This window comes from Paenibacillus sp. 1-8, from assembly GCF_056316205.1.
The window spans coordinates 4,384,400-4,401,141 of the sequence record NZ_CM149995.1 but is presented as its reverse complement, the minus strand read 5'-3'; the positions used below and the strand labels follow the sequence as shown (position 1 = coordinate 4,401,141).

Sequence of the window (16,742 nt, the reverse complement as noted above, 5' to 3'; positions counted from 1 at the left end):
GGGCAGAAAGATGGCGTTCTTATCTGGGGAGACCTGTCAGATAAGCAAGGAAAAAAAACTTGTAACCGTAGCCGAGAGGCTACGCTGAACGGACAGGAGTCAGCAGAAGCCATAGTACGTAAGCTGTTGCAACAACTTACGGAAGGGCTGAACCGAAAGGAGAGAGGAAACCGATGCGTTCGCATGAAGAGCAAAGACAGCCGAATATCTCGCAAGAGAGCTGCCAGCAAAGAGAAGCGGTGAAGCCGTCAGGGTATGCTGGAGCGCTGAGTTCTTCGTCGGCACAAGTCGCCCTATCCTCTCGCGAAGACCAGAACAACTTGCTGGAACGAATGCTCGAAGGAGATAACCTCAGGCTCGCATACAAACGAGTGGTGCAAAACGGAGGAGCGCCTGGTGTGGACGGTGTAACGGTAGCCAATCTACAAGTTTACCTGAATACGCACTGGGCAAGGGTGAAAACTGAACTTCTGACGGGAACGTACAGGCCTGCGCCAGTCAAACGGGTGGAAATTCCCAAACCCGGAGGCGGTGTACGGCTTTTAGGCATCCCGACCGTAATGGACCGATTTCTCCAGCAGGCGCTTTTACAAGGGATGAACCCGATCTTTGACGCGCAATTTTCCTGGTATAGCTACGGCTTTCGCCCGGGGAAAAGTGCACATGACGCGGTGAAACAAGCGCAAAGATATATCCAAAGTGGACTTCGCTGGGTCGTGGATCTAGATCTGGAAAAGTTCTTTGACCAGATGAATCATGACATGTTGATGGGAAGGGTGGCGCGGAAAGTGACGGACAAAAGAGTGTTGATGCTGATTCGTGCCTATCTGAACGCCGGAGTCATGGTGGACGGAAAGCTGGAGCGTAGCCGGGAAGGAACGCCACAAGGCGGCCCGCTTAGTCCGCTATTGGCCAACATTCTACTGGACGATTTGGATAAAGAATTGACGGAACGTGGCCTGCGGTTTGTGCGCTATGCGGACGACTGCAATATCTTTGTGGCGAGTAAGCGAGCAGGCGAACGTGTGATGGAATCGGTAAGTCGGTTTGTAGAAGGAAAGCTAAAGCTAAAAGTGAATGGGGAAAAGAGCGCGGTAGCCAGACCCTGGCACCGGAAGTTCTTAGGGTTCAGTTTCCTGAGCCAGAAGCAGGCGACGATTCGAATAGCACCGAAGAGCCTCAACGCATGTAAAGAGAGGATTCGAGAGCTGACAAATCGAACATGGTCCATTTCCATGGAAGAACGGATTCGCCGATTGAACCGCTATCTGTTGGGTTGGCTCGGTTATTTCCGTCTAGCTTCGGTGAAGACGCACCTCCAAAAACTGGACCAGTGGATTCGGAGAAGACTACGAATGTGCCTGTGGAAGCAATGGAAACGAGTACGCACACGAATCCGTGAACTCCGGGCACTTGGGGTTCCAGAGTGGGCATGTTTCAAGATGGCTAACTCGAGGCGAGGCGCATGGGAAATGTCCCGGAATACCAATAATGCCCTTCCTACTTCCTATTGGAAAGAGAAAGGGCTGAAAAGTTTGCTTTCACGTGATCTGGAGCTTGGTTAACCTTTTGGAACCGCCGTATGCGGACCCGCATGTACGGTGGTGTGAGAGGACGGGGGTTTACCGCCCCCTCCTACTCGATATGTACTGTAGGATTTACCATACGCCTGTAATACTAAAGATACTGCGTTATGTCGAACTTCGCTCAACTAACTTGTATGTTAAAGTGTTTAGCCTGTTTTTGGTGTTATTCAACTTATTTTGCAAAATAAGAAATGCATTCTCAGCTTGCTGGTCGATAGGATAGTCAATCGTTGTCAAATCGAGCAAGTGAGCCACCTCCGTATTATCGAAGCCCATAATCCCCAAATCTCCCGGAATGGAAAATCCCAATCGACGCAGGGCTGTCATAAGACCAGCTGCCACTTCATCATTGGCACAAAAAATAGCATCAGGTCGGTCTTCCTGCGATACCCACCATTTAGCAAGCTCCTCCCCATCACGAACTAAAGTTTTATCTTCGAAATGAGGAAATGGATACGCCATGAGATTGTGTTTCTTAACGAATTCTGTATGGGCACGAATGCGTTCCTTTGTATTCAGTCCTTTGGACATCGGATATATGCTAAGTATTTTTCGGTAACCTTTGGAATGAAGATATTCAAGACCTGTCCAATAGGCATGAAATTGATCCATAAAGACAGAAGGAAGATTCTCGTTTTGAAGACGTTGCCATATAACAATGGGGCCATACCGGGCATAGGATTCAATGACATCCCATTCATTGGACCGTATCAAACACACGATAGCATCTAATTGCTTCCGTTTTAGCATTTCCAGGGCGATAAGCTCCTTTTCAGGTTCTCCATTCGTGATAAAAAGAGTGATGATAAATCCGTTTTTCTCAGCAAAAAGAGTGAATGCACGAACAAAATTAATAATAATGGGACTAAAGGCGACCGTCATTATTCCAATCTGACGAGTTTCACCTTTTTTTAGAGAGATCGCATTAGCATTGGGGACATAATCAAGCTCCTCGATAATTCCTAAAACTTTTTGTCTGGTTAAATCACTTACGTAGCCGTGTTTATTAATTACTCGTGATACAGTTGCTGTGGATACTCCCGCTAAGCGAGCAATTTCTTGAATATTCGCCACTTCTAACCACCTCTTAAGAGAAATCATATCATGTTTCCTAAGCAGCCACAAAGCAGAAAAGGGAGACATTCGGAGCACGATTTTTTTATGCTTGACATGTAATGCATTACATAAATTACAGTGCAAATATTGTTTGGAGGAGGTGCTATGGCCAATGCACTGGTTCTAAGCGGTGACTCGGCCAAAGTTTTGTTGGATGAATTACTTGAGGCTCATATAACAGTATTTACCGCAGTTTCACCGGAAAGAGTCAATCCATGTATCTTTAAAGTTTGTCTTAACTAAAAAGGACTTCAGAGCCTATTAATATTGGTCTTGAAGTCTTTTAGTTAAGAATTGGAGAAATTAATTGTTCTTCGTCTGTTCTTAGAAGTCAGCTTAATGTAACTGAAAATGTTCTTGCCACTCATTCAAGCCCTCTTCCATGCGAAAAGACCTAAAGCCTTCAGATTGTAATTTCTGTGTTGCCAGAGCTGAGTAGACACACAGTGGGCCTCTGCAATATGCGATGATTTCTGTGTTTTTCGGTATCTCTCTTATTAATGCATCTAACTCTTCCATCGGCATCGAAATTGCTCCCGCAATATGATCCGTGTCATACTCTTCTTTAGGACGTAAATCCACCAAAATTATTGAATCATTATTAATCTTCTCCCTAACCTCATCCATCGTAAGCGTTTGAACGGTATCAAGATTGCTTAGGAAATCATCTTTCATTCTACTTATGTCAGGAATCTGTTTTTCACTGATTCGCCATAAAGAGGAAATAAATTCGATGATTTCTGGATCAGCCAAAGAATAGATCACATATACTCCTTTTTTTGTGAATTTAACCAGTTTTGCATCGAGCAGAACATGAAGGTGTCGGGATACATTGGCAATATTCATGTCTGTGCAGGTAGCTATTTTTTCTACAGTTCTAGAACCATTGGATAGCAAATTTAAGATCTCAAGGCGCTTATCACTGGATAAACATTTTCCGATTCTAGCCAATTGTTTATAGAGATCTTCCTTTAAAATTTTCGCAGAGTTCAGCATATCTTCCATTATTGTCAACCTCTATTCTTGTCGTATTATAAAAACGGGAATCCCCAATTTCAATTCTCAAAAATTGACTCTAATCACGAAATTGAGCTCTTGGTCATTTAATTGAATATTAAAATTTTAACATGAACATCCCGAGTGGAGTCAAGTCAAAAGGATATAACTCCAATCTATTGACAGAGAACCAAAGCACATCAGTTAATCTCCATCCGAATGGATTATGATTAAAGGCGCCAAACCTGCTGCTCGATGACTATCGGGCGTGTAGAACAGCGTCCCGGAAGTCGAATCTGCAATCCTCAACGAGATGGCGCAGATCAATTCCCAGGTGCTTGAGACAGTCGATCCGCTCTCAGCCAATCACCAGCCCGGACTATAAGGCAACAATGATGCAGTACGGGATGACTGAGGCATGGTCGACATGGCTACGGCCCAGGTCAGGGCCTCCGCAACATTGAGTCGCGTAATGCACAGCTTACCCCAGAGACTGCTAAGTGACCAAACAAAGTGAAGATCATTCAGGAGAATTATGATGACGAGTTGCGGCTAGCCCATTTCTAGCTGAGAAGGGACAGTCTTTACATCACTTATAAACGCCCACAAATATAATTTTCTACAATGCGTGTGTCTCATTTGCAATTATTTTCTATCCGTGTGTTGACGAACAGATATACCAATGTTATAATTCGATTAATCAATTGAATATTAAAAAAAGCATGGTTATAAACAACTGTAAAAACTAACTGTAAAAACTAACTGTAAAAACTGTCGAATTTGGAGGGATGAATATGTATAAATCTGTAATTGTTGGAACTGGTCCAGCAGGATTGACCGCAGCGATCTACCTGGCTCGTGCTAATATGCATCCACTCGTCATTGAAGGACTTGAACCAGGAGGACAGCTTACAACAACAACTGAAATTGAGAATTATCCTGGATTTTCAGAAGGCATCACGGGCCCTGAATTAATGGATAATATGCGTAAACAAGCGGAACGCTTCGGGGCTACATTTATTAGCGGTTGGGTAAAGACGGTAGATTTGGAAAAACGGCCGTTTAAACTGGAAGTGGAGGGCAGAGGTGAAATTATTACTGAAACTCTGATCATTTCAACCGGTGCCAGTGCGAAATATTTAGGAATACCAGGCGAAACAGAAAATGTAGGCCGGGGAGTTAGTACTTGTGCCACTTGTGATGGATTTTTCTTTAGAAATAAGGAACTCATCGTAGTGGGTGGAGGCGATACTGCTTTGGAAGAGGCAAACTTTCTAACACGATTCGCTTCCAAAGTTACTGTGGTGCATCGTCGAGAAGAACTGAGAGCCTCAAAAATTATGCAAGATCGCGCTCGTTCAAACCCTAAAATTGAGTGGGCTTTAAGCAAGACCCCTCTTGAGGTTGTTGCGGGAGAGCGCGGAGTGACAGGATTGAAAGTCCGGAACAATGTTTCAGGCGAAGAGGAAATCCTACACGCAAACGGTGTATTTGTAGCCATCGGCCACCATCCGAATACTGACTTTTTAAAGGGTCAAATTGAAACGGATGAGAACGGCTATATCGTTACAGTACCCGGCACATCAATGACAAATGTTCCAGGCGTGTTTGCTTCTGGAGATGTACAGGATACTCGCTATCGTCAAGCCATTACTGCAGCAGGCACTGGAGCCATGGCGGCCATGGATAGCGAAAAGTTCATCGATTCTTTGGAAAATAATTAAAACGTCGTTAACCAATAGAACGTTTTTAAGCTTCTCGGAATCTAAGGATTTTTGTTTTTAGTGACAAGTACAAGTATTGAAAATATGGGAAAGGAGCATATTAGAAATGCCAAATCAAAAAATTAATATGAATACGGTTTGGTACAAAGACGCGAAAGGTATTGGTCGCATAAAAAGCGACAATTTACAAACTCAAATTGCTATCCCTGTTCCTAAAGGGGGAAGTGGAGAAGGTGCTAATCCACAACAACTCCTGATGTCCTCAGCCACTGCTTGTTATGCTCTGACACTAGCGTACATGCTCGATCGCAAGAAAGTACCTGTTGCCGGGTTCTTTATGGACACAGAAGGGAACATAGCTAAAGGGGATCAACTTAGCATTACACATCGTCCGCATGTTGTTTTATCCTCGAGTGCATCAAAGGAGGATATCACTGTGGTGGAAGCATTAATTCTCCAAGCCGAAAAAAAATGCCACATTGGTCACCTGCTTGTAAAAGCGGGTGTGCCCGTAGGTACCGAGGGTAAGGTGTCGATTGATGCTGGAGATGATCTGACAAGTAACTATATTGAAAAACATCAAATGGAATGGTAAACCCATTCTTTTATAAAAAGGAGATACTAAAATGAAAAAAGTTTCCTCCAAATCAGAATTTGATACAGCTATTCGTTCCCCAAAAATTACAGTTGCTGTTTTTAAAGCCGACTGGTGCCCGGACTGTAAATTTATTGATCCATTCATGCCTGAAGTTGAAGAAAAATTTGCGAATGATTTGGATCTCATCGAGGTGGATGTAGATCATGTAGGGACTGTAAGTGAAGAACAGAATATTATGGGTATTCCAAGCTTTGTAGCCTATGTCGACGGTAAGGAGCTTACCCGATATGTCAATAAGCTTCGTAAATCACGCGAAGAGATTGAACATTTTCTGCAAAGTGCTATTGAGGTATATAACAAACGTTCATAAGGATTTTGTGCTAATTGGGTTTCTCTTTATTTGTGAAGGCTTGTCAATTCAATATAGAAATTAATTACATTGGATGAACTAAAGGGAGATAAGAAATAATGAATAAGAATGAACTATACGAAATCTTAATGAATCACCGATCTATCCGCAGTTACACGGATCAGCCAGTCAGCGAGCAAGAACTGACACTAATCATGAATTCTGTGCAAGCAGCTCCATCCTCTATTAATGGGCAGCAAGTGTCTGTCATAAGCATTGAGGATCAACAAACCAAAGAAAAAATCGCTGAGCTGACTGGAAACCAGCCATGGGTAGCACAAGCTCCAGTGTTCCTATTGTTTTGTGCTGATTTTTTTAGAGCGAAAATTGCGGCAGAATTGAACGAGGAACCCTTGGTTATTACCGAAGGCATGGAGTCCATCTTAGTAGGAGCGACTGATGTTGGACTGGCAATGGGCAATGCAATTGCTGTAGCTGAATCATTAGAACTAGGTATTGTGCCGATTGGAGGAGTGAGAAACCGGCCGCTTGAATTAATTGAGTTGCTTGGGCTTCCTGAATATGTATTTCCTGTGAGTGGACTGGTTGTTGGACATCCTGCTAATCCCTCTGCGAAGAAGCCACGTTTACCTCAAAAAGCAATTTGGCATAAAGAACGGTACAACACCGACTTAGAAGGCCTTATTAGAGAATTTGATCAAACGATCTCTAACTACATGGATAAACGTACAAATGGAAAAGAAAAAAGAGGTTGGAGTAAAGAAATATCCTCTTTTTATAACCACATTTATTATCCTGAAGTGAGAAAAATGTTGGAGCAGCAAGGATTCGATTTCAAGTAATTCTTAGGCTAAACAAGCCCTAAGCCAAAGATGGAGCAGATATCTGCTAATACACAAAGGTCTACGTTATAAAATGACAAAAATAAAACTTGGAGGTTTTTTTATGAATAATTCTCAATCTGTTGCAGCTCTTTTTAAACCATTCGAAATGGGTAATCTCAAACTATCTAATCGTATTATAATGGCACCTATGACTCGAAATTTTTCTCCAAATGGAGTGCCAGGGGAGGATGTCGCTGCGTATTATCGTCATAGAGCTGAAAATGGTGTTGGACTTATTCTGACAGAGGGTACGTTTATCAACCATCCTGATGTTGCATCCGAGGTGCCAGCATGGCAGGAGGACGTACCACACATATACGGAGAAGAGGCGCTAAAGGGTTGGTCAAAAGTAGTTGATGGAGTACATGAGGCCGGTGGGAAAATTTTCTCTCAATTGTGGCATATGGGTGCACGAGGCAACGCTAATGATTACTCAAAACAAGAAATTTCGGAATTGGTTGAAGCTTTCGCACAGGCAGCAGTCAATGCTAAAAAAGTTGGGTTTGATGGCATCGAGATTATGGCAGCCCATGGATTTTTAATTGATCAATTCTTTTGGGAAAAAACAAACTCGCGTACCGATGAATACGGTGGCAGCATTGTCAAGCGTTCACACTTTGCTAGTGAGGTTATCGCAGCTTGCCGACGTGCTGTTGGACCAGAATTTCCAATTGTGTTCCGAATCTCACAGTGGAAATACGATGCGTATACAGTAAAATTAGTAGAAACTCCAGAAGAACTAAAAGACCTCTTAGCGCCATTAGTTGATGCAGGCGTTGATATCTTTCATGCCTCTCTTCGTCGCTTTTGGGAACCAGCTTTTGAAGGATCTGACTTGAATCTTTCAGGATGGATAAAAAAACTGACAGGGAAACCAACAATTACAGTTGGATCTGTCGGTCTTGACGCTGACTTTTTGGATTTCTTTGCTACCGGGGAAAAGGCTAATGGCAAAACCAACAAGATGGGCGATTTAATCGAGAGATTGGAACGTGAAGAATTCGATTTGGTCGCAGTCGGGCGCGCATTATTGGCTGACCCTGACTGGGTAAACAAAATCCGTGATGGACGAACAGAAGAATTACTTCCGTTTACGCGTGAGGCAATCGCAACATTGAATTAAACGAGAGTATGAAAAATAACGAAGAACCTATATCGATTTGAAATGCACCCACTAGAATACATTAGATAAACCCTGGGTTTAACCAATGTATTCTAGTGCTTCATTTTTTTATAACTTATTCATGGCTTCCAAGGTGTCCTCCTCTTCGCATAAAAAGTACTTGACTTAAATGCTTTTACATTCTATAATTCAATTAATCAATTGAATTATGTTTTCCTGTTTTCGACTAAAAGGAGGCATTTAATGAGAGAAACTTATTATTCAATCGTAGGATCTATGAAAAGCGTAAGTAAGGAAAAAATTTTGAGCGTGATGAATTAAAGTTTAGAGTACACTAAAATTTCTAATGAATAGAGGGGTTTTTTATGAGTCATCAAGACAGTTTATTTAAAAAATCGAATTTTCAACGTATTGGAGAATTTAACTCGGCTTCTCCAGAGATATTCAAGGCGTTTGTAGCCTTTGATAAGCTAGCATTGGCTGAAGGTAAACTTACGGCAAAATACAAGGAACTAATTGCAATCGCTATAGCCCACACCACGGGGTGCCCTTATTGCATTGAGGTTCATGTAACACAAGCTAAGAAACTGGGTGTTTCAAAAGAGGAAATGGCAGAAGCTATAATGGTCGCCACCGCGCTCAAAGCCGGTTCGGCGATGGCTCATGGCGTTAATGCTTTAAATGCGTATGATGGGTCCGATGACGACGAGTTATACCGTGCATCTTATATTAATAGACTGCGGGAGTTTACCCAATTAAGTGATTCGTTTAAATCATTTGCGTCTTTTGATCAGCAAGCGTTGAAAGCCGGCATGCTCAGTACCAAGGAAAAAGAATTGATGGCGGTTGCGGTTGCTCATACCACTGGGTGTCCATATTGCATTGATATTCATACGAAAGCAGCCAAAAAAGCCGGAGCAACCAAAGAAGAGCTGGCTGAGTCGATTATGGTAGCTACTGCTTTAAAAGCTGGTTCCGCCCTTGCTCATGGAGTAAATGCACTGATTGCATTTGACGAATAATTAAAACGGAGAAGGGGTAGAAATATGAAGATTGAAATCTGGTCTGACATTGCATGTCCATTCTGCTATATTGGTAAACAAAATCTGGAGCGGGCCTTAGATGGATTACCGTATAAAGATGAAATAAGTATTGAATACAAAAGCTTTGAGCTTGATCCGGGAGCTTCTTCGTATGATGGAACAAGTTTTGTAGAAAAATTAACTCCTAAGTTTGGCGGAAGAGAACAAGCGAAAGAATTTCTTAGCCACTTAACTCAACAAGCCAAGAACGTGGGATTATCCTTTCAATTAGATAATCTTAAACCCACCAATACACTGGATGCTCATCGTTTATTAAAATGGGCAAAAACCAATGGCAAAGAAACAACATTGAATGAAAAATTACTTATTGCACATTTCACTGAATCCAAGGATGTAGGAGATTATGATACACTGGCCGATATTGCAGAAGCGGTTGGGTTAGACAGAAAAGAAGCCCTCGGAGTCTTGAATAATAAGGATCTCTATGCAGATCAAGTGCGAAAAGATCAAGATGAAGCTCGTCGAGTTGGGATTAGCGGGGTACCGTTCTTTATATTCAACCAAAAATATGCAGTTTCAGGGGCACAGCCAACAGAATCTTTTTCTCAAGTGTTGGAGAAAGTTTGGGAAGAAGAGCATCCGGCACCTAAGTTTGAAATTCTTTCTGATGAAACCTCTAGTGAAGGACTATGTACTGATGAAGGGTGTGCGATCCCGCCTAAAAAGTCATAAAGGACAAGCGAGGATTAATTAAGATTGGTTTATGAAAAATATAAAATAGAGGAGTCCTAAACATGAGTAAAATGAACGGTATAGATGTGAATATGCTCGGAAGCTTGGCAGAAAAATATAAGGAAAACCCTGAGGAGGCAATTACAAGTTTTGCTTCTACAGTAAAATGGAAAGATGGGTTTTACTCGGAGGCCGAGGTTGGGGACTATAAGCCGGTATCCATTGATGAACCAGAGTGGCTATCCGGAACTGGAAAAGGACCTAATCCCGTTGAGCTTTTGTTAAGTGCACTTGGCGCTTGTGTAGGTGTTGGATTCATTGCAACAGCTAGTGGTATGGGGATTAAAGTAAATTCGTTGGCCGTTGATGTTACTGGCGATATAGATTTGAACGTTTTCTTTGGCTTAAAAGAGGGGAATTCTGGATTTAATGAAATAAACGTTCGTTTCAATGTGGATAGTGACGCAGATGAAGCGCAGGTTGAAAAGTTGATTGCAAAAGCTATAGAAATATCACCTGTGAGAAACACCATTGAAAGAAACGTTAAAGTGACTTCGGAGTATACACTTCACAGTTAAAACGTAAGCGTCAAACCCAGTACACCTGTAAACCCAACACCAGTCATGAGATCATAGGCATATCTTAACGATTTGCCAGATGACCAAAGCAGAACGACACCAGCAGCAATGGACGGAGAGCATCACGGACTATCGAGCCAGTGGCCTCACTGTATGAAAAACGTGAAGATCACGAAATTGTGTACTAATTTAAAAGATTCGTGCTATTAAGAATATAAAGGCTTCATAGACTTGGTAATCTATTTTTCATTCACTTAAGGAGTGATACAATGGCACATTACGCAGCAATCTTGCACATAGTTGACCCGGTAAAAAGACAAGAGTTACATCCTAAGCACCTGGAATTTTTGAACAAAATGAAGGAACAGGGGAAAATTTATGCCATGGGACCTTTTGTTGATGGGGCCGGCGGTCTAGTCATTTACGTTGCAGATTCATTGGAAGAGGCACAGGCGATGGTTGAAAAAGACCCGTATGTGTCGGAAAAAGCGCTTCGCTTGGAACTTCATGAGTGGAAAATGGTATAAATGAACATACATTTCTCTTTTAGGTTTCGTTAAAAAGCCATCAACGCTACTACAATATCAAGAGGCCCCCAGTATAGGGAGCCTCTTTTTTTGGTGCACCTCACAGTCCCATCATTAGGTGGTTCAAATCCACCGGGTAACTTTACCCTTTAAAGTGCCGTAGCCGAAGCAGACATCCGGCAACCCAAGGTTTCGGATGGTCAGGGTGGAGAAAGTTTGGGAAGAAGAGCATCCGGCACCTAAGTTTGAAATTCTTTCTGATGAAACCTCTAGTGAAGGACTATGTACTGATGAAGGGTGTGCGATCCCGCCTAAAAAGTCATAAAGGACAAGCGAGGATTAATTAAGATTGGTTTATGAAAAATATAAAATAGAGGAGTCCTAAACATGAGTAAAATGAACGGTATAGATGTGAATATGCTCGGAAGCTTGGCAGAAAAATATAAGGAAAACCCTGAGGAGGCAATTACAAGTTTTGCTTCTACAGTAAAATGGAAAGATGGGTTTTACTCGGAGGCCGAGGTTGGGGACTATAAGCCGGTATCCATTGATGAACCAGAGTGGCTATCCGGAACTGGAAAAGGACCTAATCCCGTTGAGCTTTTGTTAAGTGCACTTGGCGCTTGTGTAGGTGTTGGATTCATTGCAACAGCTAGTGGTATGGGGATTAAAGTAAATTCGTTGGCCGTTGATGTTACTGGCGATATAGATTTGAACGTTTTCTTTGGCTTAAAAGAGGGGAATTCTGGATTTAATGAAATAAACGTTCGTTTCAATGTGGATAGTGACGCAGATGAAGCGCAGGTTAAAAAGTTGATTGCAAAAGCTATAGAAATATCACCTGTGAGAAACACCATTGAAAGAAACGTTAAAGTGACTTCGGAGTATACACTTCACAGTTAAAACCATGAATACTTGATTGTTTCACAAAAAAAGTAGACATTATGCGAGGAACACATAGCATAATGTCTACTTTTTTTGTAATATTAGGATCAGGGTGCCGATGTACGAACTATTCTACAGTAGGAGTGGAGAAAACAGATGAAGTACAATTTTGATGAAATTATTGATCGAAAAAACACCAATGCTATGAGTACAGATGGCTTTAAAGAATACATTTTTAAGGCTTCTAATGACATGACGTTCCCTTTTAAAGATGATGAATTTATTCGTATGTGGGTGGCTGATATGGAATTTGCTACTCCTCCTGAAATTATCCAAGCCGTTAAAGAACGGTTAGATAAACGAATTTTGGGCTATACGAAGGTATTTGATCCTGATTATTATCTTTCTGTTGTTCATTGGACACAAAACTACTACAATTGGAGCTTTCAAAAAGAACATTTGGTAACTTCACCTGGAATTATTCCCGCTTTATATGAGTTGATTGAGTACATTTGCAAACCAGACGAAAAGGTTTTAATTGTTACGCCATCCTATGCATATTTCAAGCACGCTGTAGACTTTAATAATCTTGAATTAGTGACCTCCGATTTAATAAATCACCAGGGGGACTATACGATGGATTATGATGATATAGAATTAAAAGTGCGAGATGAAAAGGTAAGTTTATGTATCTTTTGTAATCCGCACAATCCCACAGGACGTGTTTGGACACCGGAAGAACTAAAAAAGTTTGGTGAAATTTGTCTTGAAAATGACGTTTGGATTATTTCAGATGAAATTCATTGTGATTTGCTCAGGAATGGCATGGTTCATACGCCTTTGGCCAAGATCTTTCCCAATACAGATAAGATCATCTCCTGTATGGCTCCAAGCAAGACCTTTAATATGGCGGGGTTGATGCTCTCAAATATAATCATTCCCAATGATGAAGTCAGAGCAGTGTGGCAGGCTCGTCACTACAGCATGGAAAATCCACTGAGCATTGCGGCAACACAGGCAGCTTATCAACACGGTGATGAGTGGCTGAGACAATTAAAAACTTACTTGGATGACAATTTTATTTTTACCCAGCAATATCTAGAAAGCCATTTACCTCAGGCTGTATTCCGTATCCCAGAGGCTACTTATCTTGCATGGGTGGATATTAGTGCATATCTTCCACATGAAGAAAATATGTCTTTATATTTTGCGAACAATGCAGGAGTATTACTAGAAGGAGGAAGTATGTTCGTGGCCAATTCAGATGGTTATATTCGTCTTAATCTGGCATGTCCGAGAGCAATTTTAACAGAAGGGCTAAAGAGAATATGTGGAGTGTTGCAGTAGAAAAACTATACCAAAAACGAAAAGGTATTATGTGATATTGTTCGACCTAGTATTTTTAAAATCGAAAACTTTAATTTCATTGGAGGGCTAAGGCTCTTCCTTTTTTTATTTCGATATGCCCAGCCAAGCACGCTTTTCGTTTCGCTGTTGAAAGTCTGGTCGGGCAAAAGAGGCTCCGAAGCGCTTTTCTGGTTGTGGAAGTGAGTCGGGTAGACGAAGGTGACCAGCCACTAGATTTTCCCGGATCATTGTCTAGAATGAAAAGAATTGGGAAGGTCACTTTGTTCGTCATGTTTATTTCAACAAATTACTTAGCTAACTATTGACTTTGAGTAAATAGATTGTTATTATTTTCACAAGAATAAGTTATTTTTTTCACAAAGCAAAGGGAGGCCATTTCTATGTTAACTACGTTCAAAGCTACTGCCACAAAATTGCCAGAAGGTTTGCAGGTTGAGGCTCAATCCAGAGGTTTTAAAATCTTGATGGATGAACCCCAAGATTTAGGTGGAACAGATAAAGGGATGAATCCGGTCGAAGCGCTTCTGTGTGCGCTGGGAGCATGTCAGTCTATCGTTGCTGCTGCTTTTGCGGATGCGTATAACTTTTCGTATGAAGAGTTGCATGTTGAGCTTGAAGGGGATTTGGACCCGGATGGGTTCATGGGGCTGGCAGATGTAAGAAGCGGTTTCCAGGAAATTCGTTTTGTAATGCACTTCAAAACGACCGAAAGTCAAGAAAAAACAGAAGCTTTTGCGGCATTCATTGAGAAGACCTGCCCGGTTGGAGACTGCTTGGCGAACGGGGTTAAACTGGTGCAATCCGGTGTAGTCAGACACTAAACTATTCGCTAAAAGCGGCGCGGTTTAGCCCTTTTTAGTAGTGAAGGAGCTTGAACATCATGGAAATTAAAATGTCAATGATTGCTGGGGGAAAAAAAGGGAAAGCAGGAACAATCAATGTGCAGCTAGGGGAGAAGGTCTCTTTAGGAGACTTACTCGTCGAGGTTGAGACGGGAAAAGGCAATCGAGAAATTACAGCGACCGCAGAGGGGACCATCAGCCACATTTTCTTTGAAGAAGGTGGAGAAATTTCCTCCAACCAAGTTTTGTTTACGTTGGAAACCGCTGTAGAAGACACCGTTGCATTATCTGAGCCGCAGGCTGCTGCAATGGAACAGCCGGTCATGGCTAAGAAAGTTGAGCTATTGATTATTGGAGCAGGACCAGGTGGGTATGTGTCCGCGATTTATGCAGCCAAAAAGGGGATTAAGGTTACATTAGTTGAAAAGGAAGAATTGGGCGGTACATGTTTAAATGTAGGTTGTATTCCAACCAAATCACTGGTTAAATCTTCTGAAGTTTGTCACCATGTCAAACAATCGTCTTTGTTTGGCATTCACACGGGAACGGACCTTCAAGTCGATATGAAGCAGATTATTCGTCGTAAAGATGAAATCAAGGAAAAATTAATTTCCGGGATTGACTACTTGATGGAGAAGAATGACATTGAAGTTATCCGCGGGCAAGCATCTTTCTTATCCGCACATGAAGTGAGTGTAAAAGGGCAGAACCACTACCATATTTCAGCGAACGACATCATCGTAGCGACAGGCTCCAAAATTGCCAAGGTGAATATTCCTGGCATCGATCTTCCTTTTGTGATGAACAGCACTGATGCGCTTGCATGCACCGAGCTGCCGAAGAGCGTCACGATCATCGGCGGGGGTGTCATTGGCATGGAGTTTGCCTTCATCTATCGTTATTTAGGTGCTGAAGTGCATGTAGTTGAATTTATGAGCCGACTGTTGACCATGATCGACAGCGACATTTCCGAAGAAATCAAACATTCGGCGGAGCAAGCAGGGATTCATATCCATACGAACTCGAAGGTAGCCAAAATCCAGCGTGCTGACGATGGACAAGCGATTGTAAATTATGAGGATTCTCAAGGTGAGCACCTGCTCGTTAGTGAAAAAGTGTTGGTGGCTGTTGGACGTGAGCCTAACTTGGAGGGTTTGGAGGTTGAACGAGCCGGAGTTCAGCTTAATGAACGTGGGCGCGGTATTGCCGTGAACGAACATATGCGTACAAACGTCGAACATATCTATGCGATAGGCGATGTTACGAATATTATGCAGCTTGCCCATGTCGCCTCGCATCAAGGCATTACAGCCATCGATGGGATATTAGGCGAATCGGGAGGCATGCACTATACGGCAATCCCGAACGTGATTTTCACTTCACCTGAAATAGCCAGTGTAGGTCTATTAGAGGATGAATGTAAACAGCAGGGGATGGATTACAGCGTGAGCAAGGTTTCCTTTGCCAGCAATGGTAAGGCGTTAACAATGAATGAACCGGAAGGTTTTATTAAATTGATTAAGGATAATCGCTCACAAAAAATAGTTGGAGGGTCGATTATTGGTCCCGATGCGTCTTCCCTGATCAGTACCTTAACGCTTGCGATTGCCAATGAGCTGACGGAGCAACAAATCACGAACACCGTGTTTGCTCACCCGACTACGGGAGAAGTGATTCATGAAGCTGCATTCGGCCTTAGCATTGGGGCACTCCATCAAGCGTAAAACACGCTGATGTAGCCATACCATTTCACAAAAAGTGAAATGTTTGCTATCATACTGCGAACAGAGGAGAAATACACGGAGATAAAACTGTTGGGATTGGTTGGTGTGTCTATTGTTTAATATAGAGGATTGCCTTGCTTTTGTTACAAACCGTAGTGGGAAAGTCTTTGCGGAAGCATTGGAGAAAGAGTTTCGACCCTACCACATCACCAGGAGTCAATGGATCGCTATGTATTACATCTATATTCATGAATCCATTACCCAGAGAGAACTAGCAGAAAAAATGTCGATTAAAGAACCGAGCGTAGTACGTTTGCTTCAAAAACTGGAATTGGATGGGCTTTTATATCGCTCCGCTACTAATGCAGATAAACGAGTCAAGCAGTTAGAATTGTCCGATAAGGGCGTAAAGGTATGTCTCGATTTAATGCCAATTGCCGAAAAGTTCAAAAATGATACAATTGCAGGTATCTCCAAGGACGATCTTGAGACATTCAAACATGTGTTGAGTATTATGGTTGAAAATACAACAAAATAGCGAAAATGTTCTGACTTCATTTTTGTAATGACGGATTGTAATATGAAGTGTGACACCTGCTGGAAATAAATAAAAAAGGGCCCATGGTCTGTAGCATCAAATGAATTT

Annotated in this window: 18 protein-coding genes; 16 read left to right on the top strand and 2 right to left on the bottom strand. The window is 42.1% G+C overall.

Annotated elements, in window-relative coordinates:
* The first annotated feature begins 173 nt into the window (after positions 1 to 173).
* Positions 174 to 1,565 (top strand): group II intron reverse transcriptase/maturase, encoded by a 1,392-nt coding sequence (gene ltrA / locus AC0WRU_RS20285; RefSeq protein ID WP_476125370.1) that lies wholly within the window; start codon positions 174 to 176, stop codon positions 1,563 to 1,565.
* Positions 1,566 to 1,691: 126 nt separating this feature from the next.
* On the opposite strand, the gene AC0WRU_RS20280 is transcribed toward ltrA, so the two are convergent.
* The gene (locus AC0WRU_RS20280; protein ID WP_476126100.1) at positions 1,692 to 2,660 is read right to left on the bottom strand and encodes a LacI family DNA-binding transcriptional regulator; all 969 of its coding nucleotides are present in this window, start codon (positions 2,658 to 2,660) and stop codon (positions 1,692 to 1,694) included.
* A gap of 147 nt (positions 2,661 to 2,807) precedes the next feature.
* Between AC0WRU_RS20280 and AC0WRU_RS20275 the strand changes: the two genes are divergently transcribed.
* A complete protein-coding gene (locus tag AC0WRU_RS20275) occupies positions 2,808 to 2,945 on the top strand; it encodes a hypothetical protein (protein ID WP_476126099.1) in 138 nt (45 codons plus the stop codon).
* Between the two features lie 93 nt (positions 2,946 to 3,038).
* On the opposite strand, the gene AC0WRU_RS20270 is transcribed toward AC0WRU_RS20275, so the two are convergent.
* Entirely contained in the window at positions 3,039 to 3,707 is a 669-nt protein-coding gene (locus AC0WRU_RS20270) for an ArsR/SmtB family transcription factor (RefSeq protein WP_476126098.1), read from the bottom strand.
* 785 nt (positions 3,708 to 4,492) lie between these two features.
* On the opposite strand from AC0WRU_RS20270, the gene trxB reads away from it, so the two are divergent.
* From trxB to AC0WRU_RS20200, 14 genes are all read left to right on the top strand, one after another.
* The gene (gene trxB / locus AC0WRU_RS20265) at positions 4,493 to 5,422 is read left to right on the top strand and encodes a thioredoxin-disulfide reductase (protein WP_476126097.1); all 930 of its coding nucleotides are present in this window, start codon (positions 4,493 to 4,495) and stop codon (positions 5,420 to 5,422) included.
* A gap of 106 nt (positions 5,423 to 5,528) precedes the next feature.
* Positions 5,529 to 6,017 carry an OsmC family protein gene (locus tag AC0WRU_RS20260; RefSeq protein ID WP_025686538.1) on the top strand — a complete coding sequence of 163 codons (489 nt, stop codon included), beginning with the start codon at positions 5,529 to 5,531 and terminating at the stop codon, positions 6,015 to 6,017.
* Positions 6,018 to 6,048: 31 nt separating this feature from the next.
* Positions 6,049 to 6,390, top strand: a complete 342-nt coding sequence (locus AC0WRU_RS20255) for a thioredoxin family protein (protein WP_025686537.1) — start codon at positions 6,049 to 6,051, stop codon at positions 6,388 to 6,390.
* A gap of 98 nt (positions 6,391 to 6,488) precedes the next feature.
* On the top strand, positions 6,489 to 7,232 hold the full coding sequence (locus AC0WRU_RS20250; protein ID WP_476126096.1) for an NADPH-dependent oxidoreductase: 744 nt from the start codon (positions 6,489 to 6,491) through the stop codon (positions 7,230 to 7,232).
* A gap of 103 nt (positions 7,233 to 7,335) precedes the next feature.
* The gene (locus AC0WRU_RS20245; RefSeq protein ID WP_476126095.1) at positions 7,336 to 8,397 is read left to right on the top strand and encodes an NADH:flavin oxidoreductase; all 1,062 of its coding nucleotides are present in this window, start codon (positions 7,336 to 7,338) and stop codon (positions 8,395 to 8,397) included.
* Positions 8,398 to 8,762: 365 nt separating this feature from the next.
* Positions 8,763 to 9,419 carry a carboxymuconolactone decarboxylase family protein gene (locus AC0WRU_RS20240; protein ID WP_476126094.1) on the top strand — a complete coding sequence of 219 codons (657 nt, stop codon included), beginning with the start codon at positions 8,763 to 8,765 and terminating at the stop codon, positions 9,417 to 9,419.
* A 24-nt stretch (positions 9,420 to 9,443) separates the two neighbouring features.
* The gene (locus AC0WRU_RS20235; RefSeq protein WP_476126093.1) at positions 9,444 to 10,172 is read left to right on the top strand and encodes a DsbA family oxidoreductase; all 729 of its coding nucleotides are present in this window, start codon (positions 9,444 to 9,446) and stop codon (positions 10,170 to 10,172) included.
* Positions 10,173 to 10,234: 62 nt separating this feature from the next.
* Positions 10,235 to 10,750 carry an OsmC family protein gene (locus tag AC0WRU_RS20230; RefSeq protein WP_476126092.1) on the top strand — a complete coding sequence of 172 codons (516 nt, stop codon included), beginning with the start codon at positions 10,235 to 10,237 and terminating at the stop codon, positions 10,748 to 10,750.
* A 269-nt stretch (positions 10,751 to 11,019) separates the two neighbouring features.
* Positions 11,020 to 11,277 (top strand): YciI family protein, encoded by a 258-nt coding sequence (locus AC0WRU_RS20225; RefSeq protein WP_103048575.1) that lies wholly within the window; start codon positions 11,020 to 11,022, stop codon positions 11,275 to 11,277.
* A gap of 387 nt (positions 11,278 to 11,664) precedes the next feature.
* Positions 11,665 to 12,180: an OsmC family protein gene (locus AC0WRU_RS20220; protein WP_476126091.1), complete on the top strand. Its 516-nt coding sequence runs from the start codon at positions 11,665 to 11,667 to the stop codon at positions 12,178 to 12,180.
* Positions 12,181 to 12,318: 138 nt separating this feature from the next.
* On the top strand, positions 12,319 to 13,509 hold the full coding sequence (locus tag AC0WRU_RS20215) for a MalY/PatB family protein (RefSeq protein WP_025684200.1): 1,191 nt from the start codon (positions 12,319 to 12,321) through the stop codon (positions 13,507 to 13,509).
* Positions 13,510 to 13,910: 401 nt separating this feature from the next.
* Positions 13,911 to 14,351, top strand: a complete 441-nt coding sequence (locus AC0WRU_RS20210; RefSeq protein ID WP_025682072.1) for an OsmC family protein — start codon at positions 13,911 to 13,913, stop codon at positions 14,349 to 14,351.
* 59 nt (positions 14,352 to 14,410) lie between these two features.
* Positions 14,411 to 16,096, top strand: a complete 1,686-nt coding sequence (gene lpdA, locus AC0WRU_RS20205; RefSeq protein ID WP_476126090.1) for a dihydrolipoyl dehydrogenase — start codon at positions 14,411 to 14,413, stop codon at positions 16,094 to 16,096.
* Between the two features lie 103 nt (positions 16,097 to 16,199).
* A complete protein-coding gene (locus tag AC0WRU_RS20200; protein ID WP_476126089.1) occupies positions 16,200 to 16,634 on the top strand; it encodes a MarR family winged helix-turn-helix transcriptional regulator in 435 nt (144 codons plus the stop codon).
* Positions 16,635 to 16,742: the final 108 nt, after the last annotated feature.

What these genes read in the sequence shown, in the direction of transcription:
- ltrA (WP_476125370.1), top strand. Translation starts at nt 174, where the DNA reads ATGCGTTCGCATGAAGAGCAAAGACAGCCGAATATCTCGCAAGAGAGC.
- AC0WRU_RS20275 (WP_476126099.1), top strand. Translation starts at nt 2,808, where the DNA reads ATGGCCAATGCACTGGTTCTAAGCGGTGACTCGGCCAAAGTTTTGTTG.
- AC0WRU_RS20270 (WP_476126098.1), bottom strand. Translation starts at nt 3,707, where the DNA reads ATGGAAGATATGCTGAACTCTGCGAAAATTTTAAAGGAAGATCTCTAT.
- trxB (WP_476126097.1), top strand. Translation starts at nt 4,493, where the DNA reads ATGTATAAATCTGTAATTGTTGGAACTGGTCCAGCAGGATTGACCGCA.
- AC0WRU_RS20260 (WP_025686538.1), top strand. Translation starts at nt 5,529, where the DNA reads ATGCCAAATCAAAAAATTAATATGAATACGGTTTGGTACAAAGACGCG.
- AC0WRU_RS20255 (WP_025686537.1), top strand. Translation starts at nt 6,049, where the DNA reads ATGAAAAAAGTTTCCTCCAAATCAGAATTTGATACAGCTATTCGTTCC.
- AC0WRU_RS20250 (WP_476126096.1), top strand. Translation starts at nt 6,489, where the DNA reads ATGAATAAGAATGAACTATACGAAATCTTAATGAATCACCGATCTATC.
- AC0WRU_RS20245 (WP_476126095.1), top strand. Translation starts at nt 7,336, where the DNA reads ATGAATAATTCTCAATCTGTTGCAGCTCTTTTTAAACCATTCGAAATG.
- AC0WRU_RS20240 (WP_476126094.1), top strand. Translation starts at nt 8,763, where the DNA reads ATGAGTCATCAAGACAGTTTATTTAAAAAATCGAATTTTCAACGTATT.
- AC0WRU_RS20235 (WP_476126093.1), top strand. Translation starts at nt 9,444, where the DNA reads ATGAAGATTGAAATCTGGTCTGACATTGCATGTCCATTCTGCTATATT.
- AC0WRU_RS20230 (WP_476126092.1), top strand. Translation starts at nt 10,235, where the DNA reads ATGAGTAAAATGAACGGTATAGATGTGAATATGCTCGGAAGCTTGGCA.
- AC0WRU_RS20225 (WP_103048575.1), top strand. Translation starts at nt 11,020, where the DNA reads ATGGCACATTACGCAGCAATCTTGCACATAGTTGACCCGGTAAAAAGA.
- AC0WRU_RS20220 (WP_476126091.1), top strand. Translation starts at nt 11,665, where the DNA reads ATGAGTAAAATGAACGGTATAGATGTGAATATGCTCGGAAGCTTGGCA.
- AC0WRU_RS20215 (WP_025684200.1), top strand. Translation starts at nt 12,319, where the DNA reads ATGAAGTACAATTTTGATGAAATTATTGATCGAAAAAACACCAATGCT.
- AC0WRU_RS20210 (WP_025682072.1), top strand. Translation starts at nt 13,911, where the DNA reads ATGTTAACTACGTTCAAAGCTACTGCCACAAAATTGCCAGAAGGTTTG.
- lpdA (WP_476126090.1), top strand. Translation starts at nt 14,411, where the DNA reads ATGGAAATTAAAATGTCAATGATTGCTGGGGGAAAAAAAGGGAAAGCA.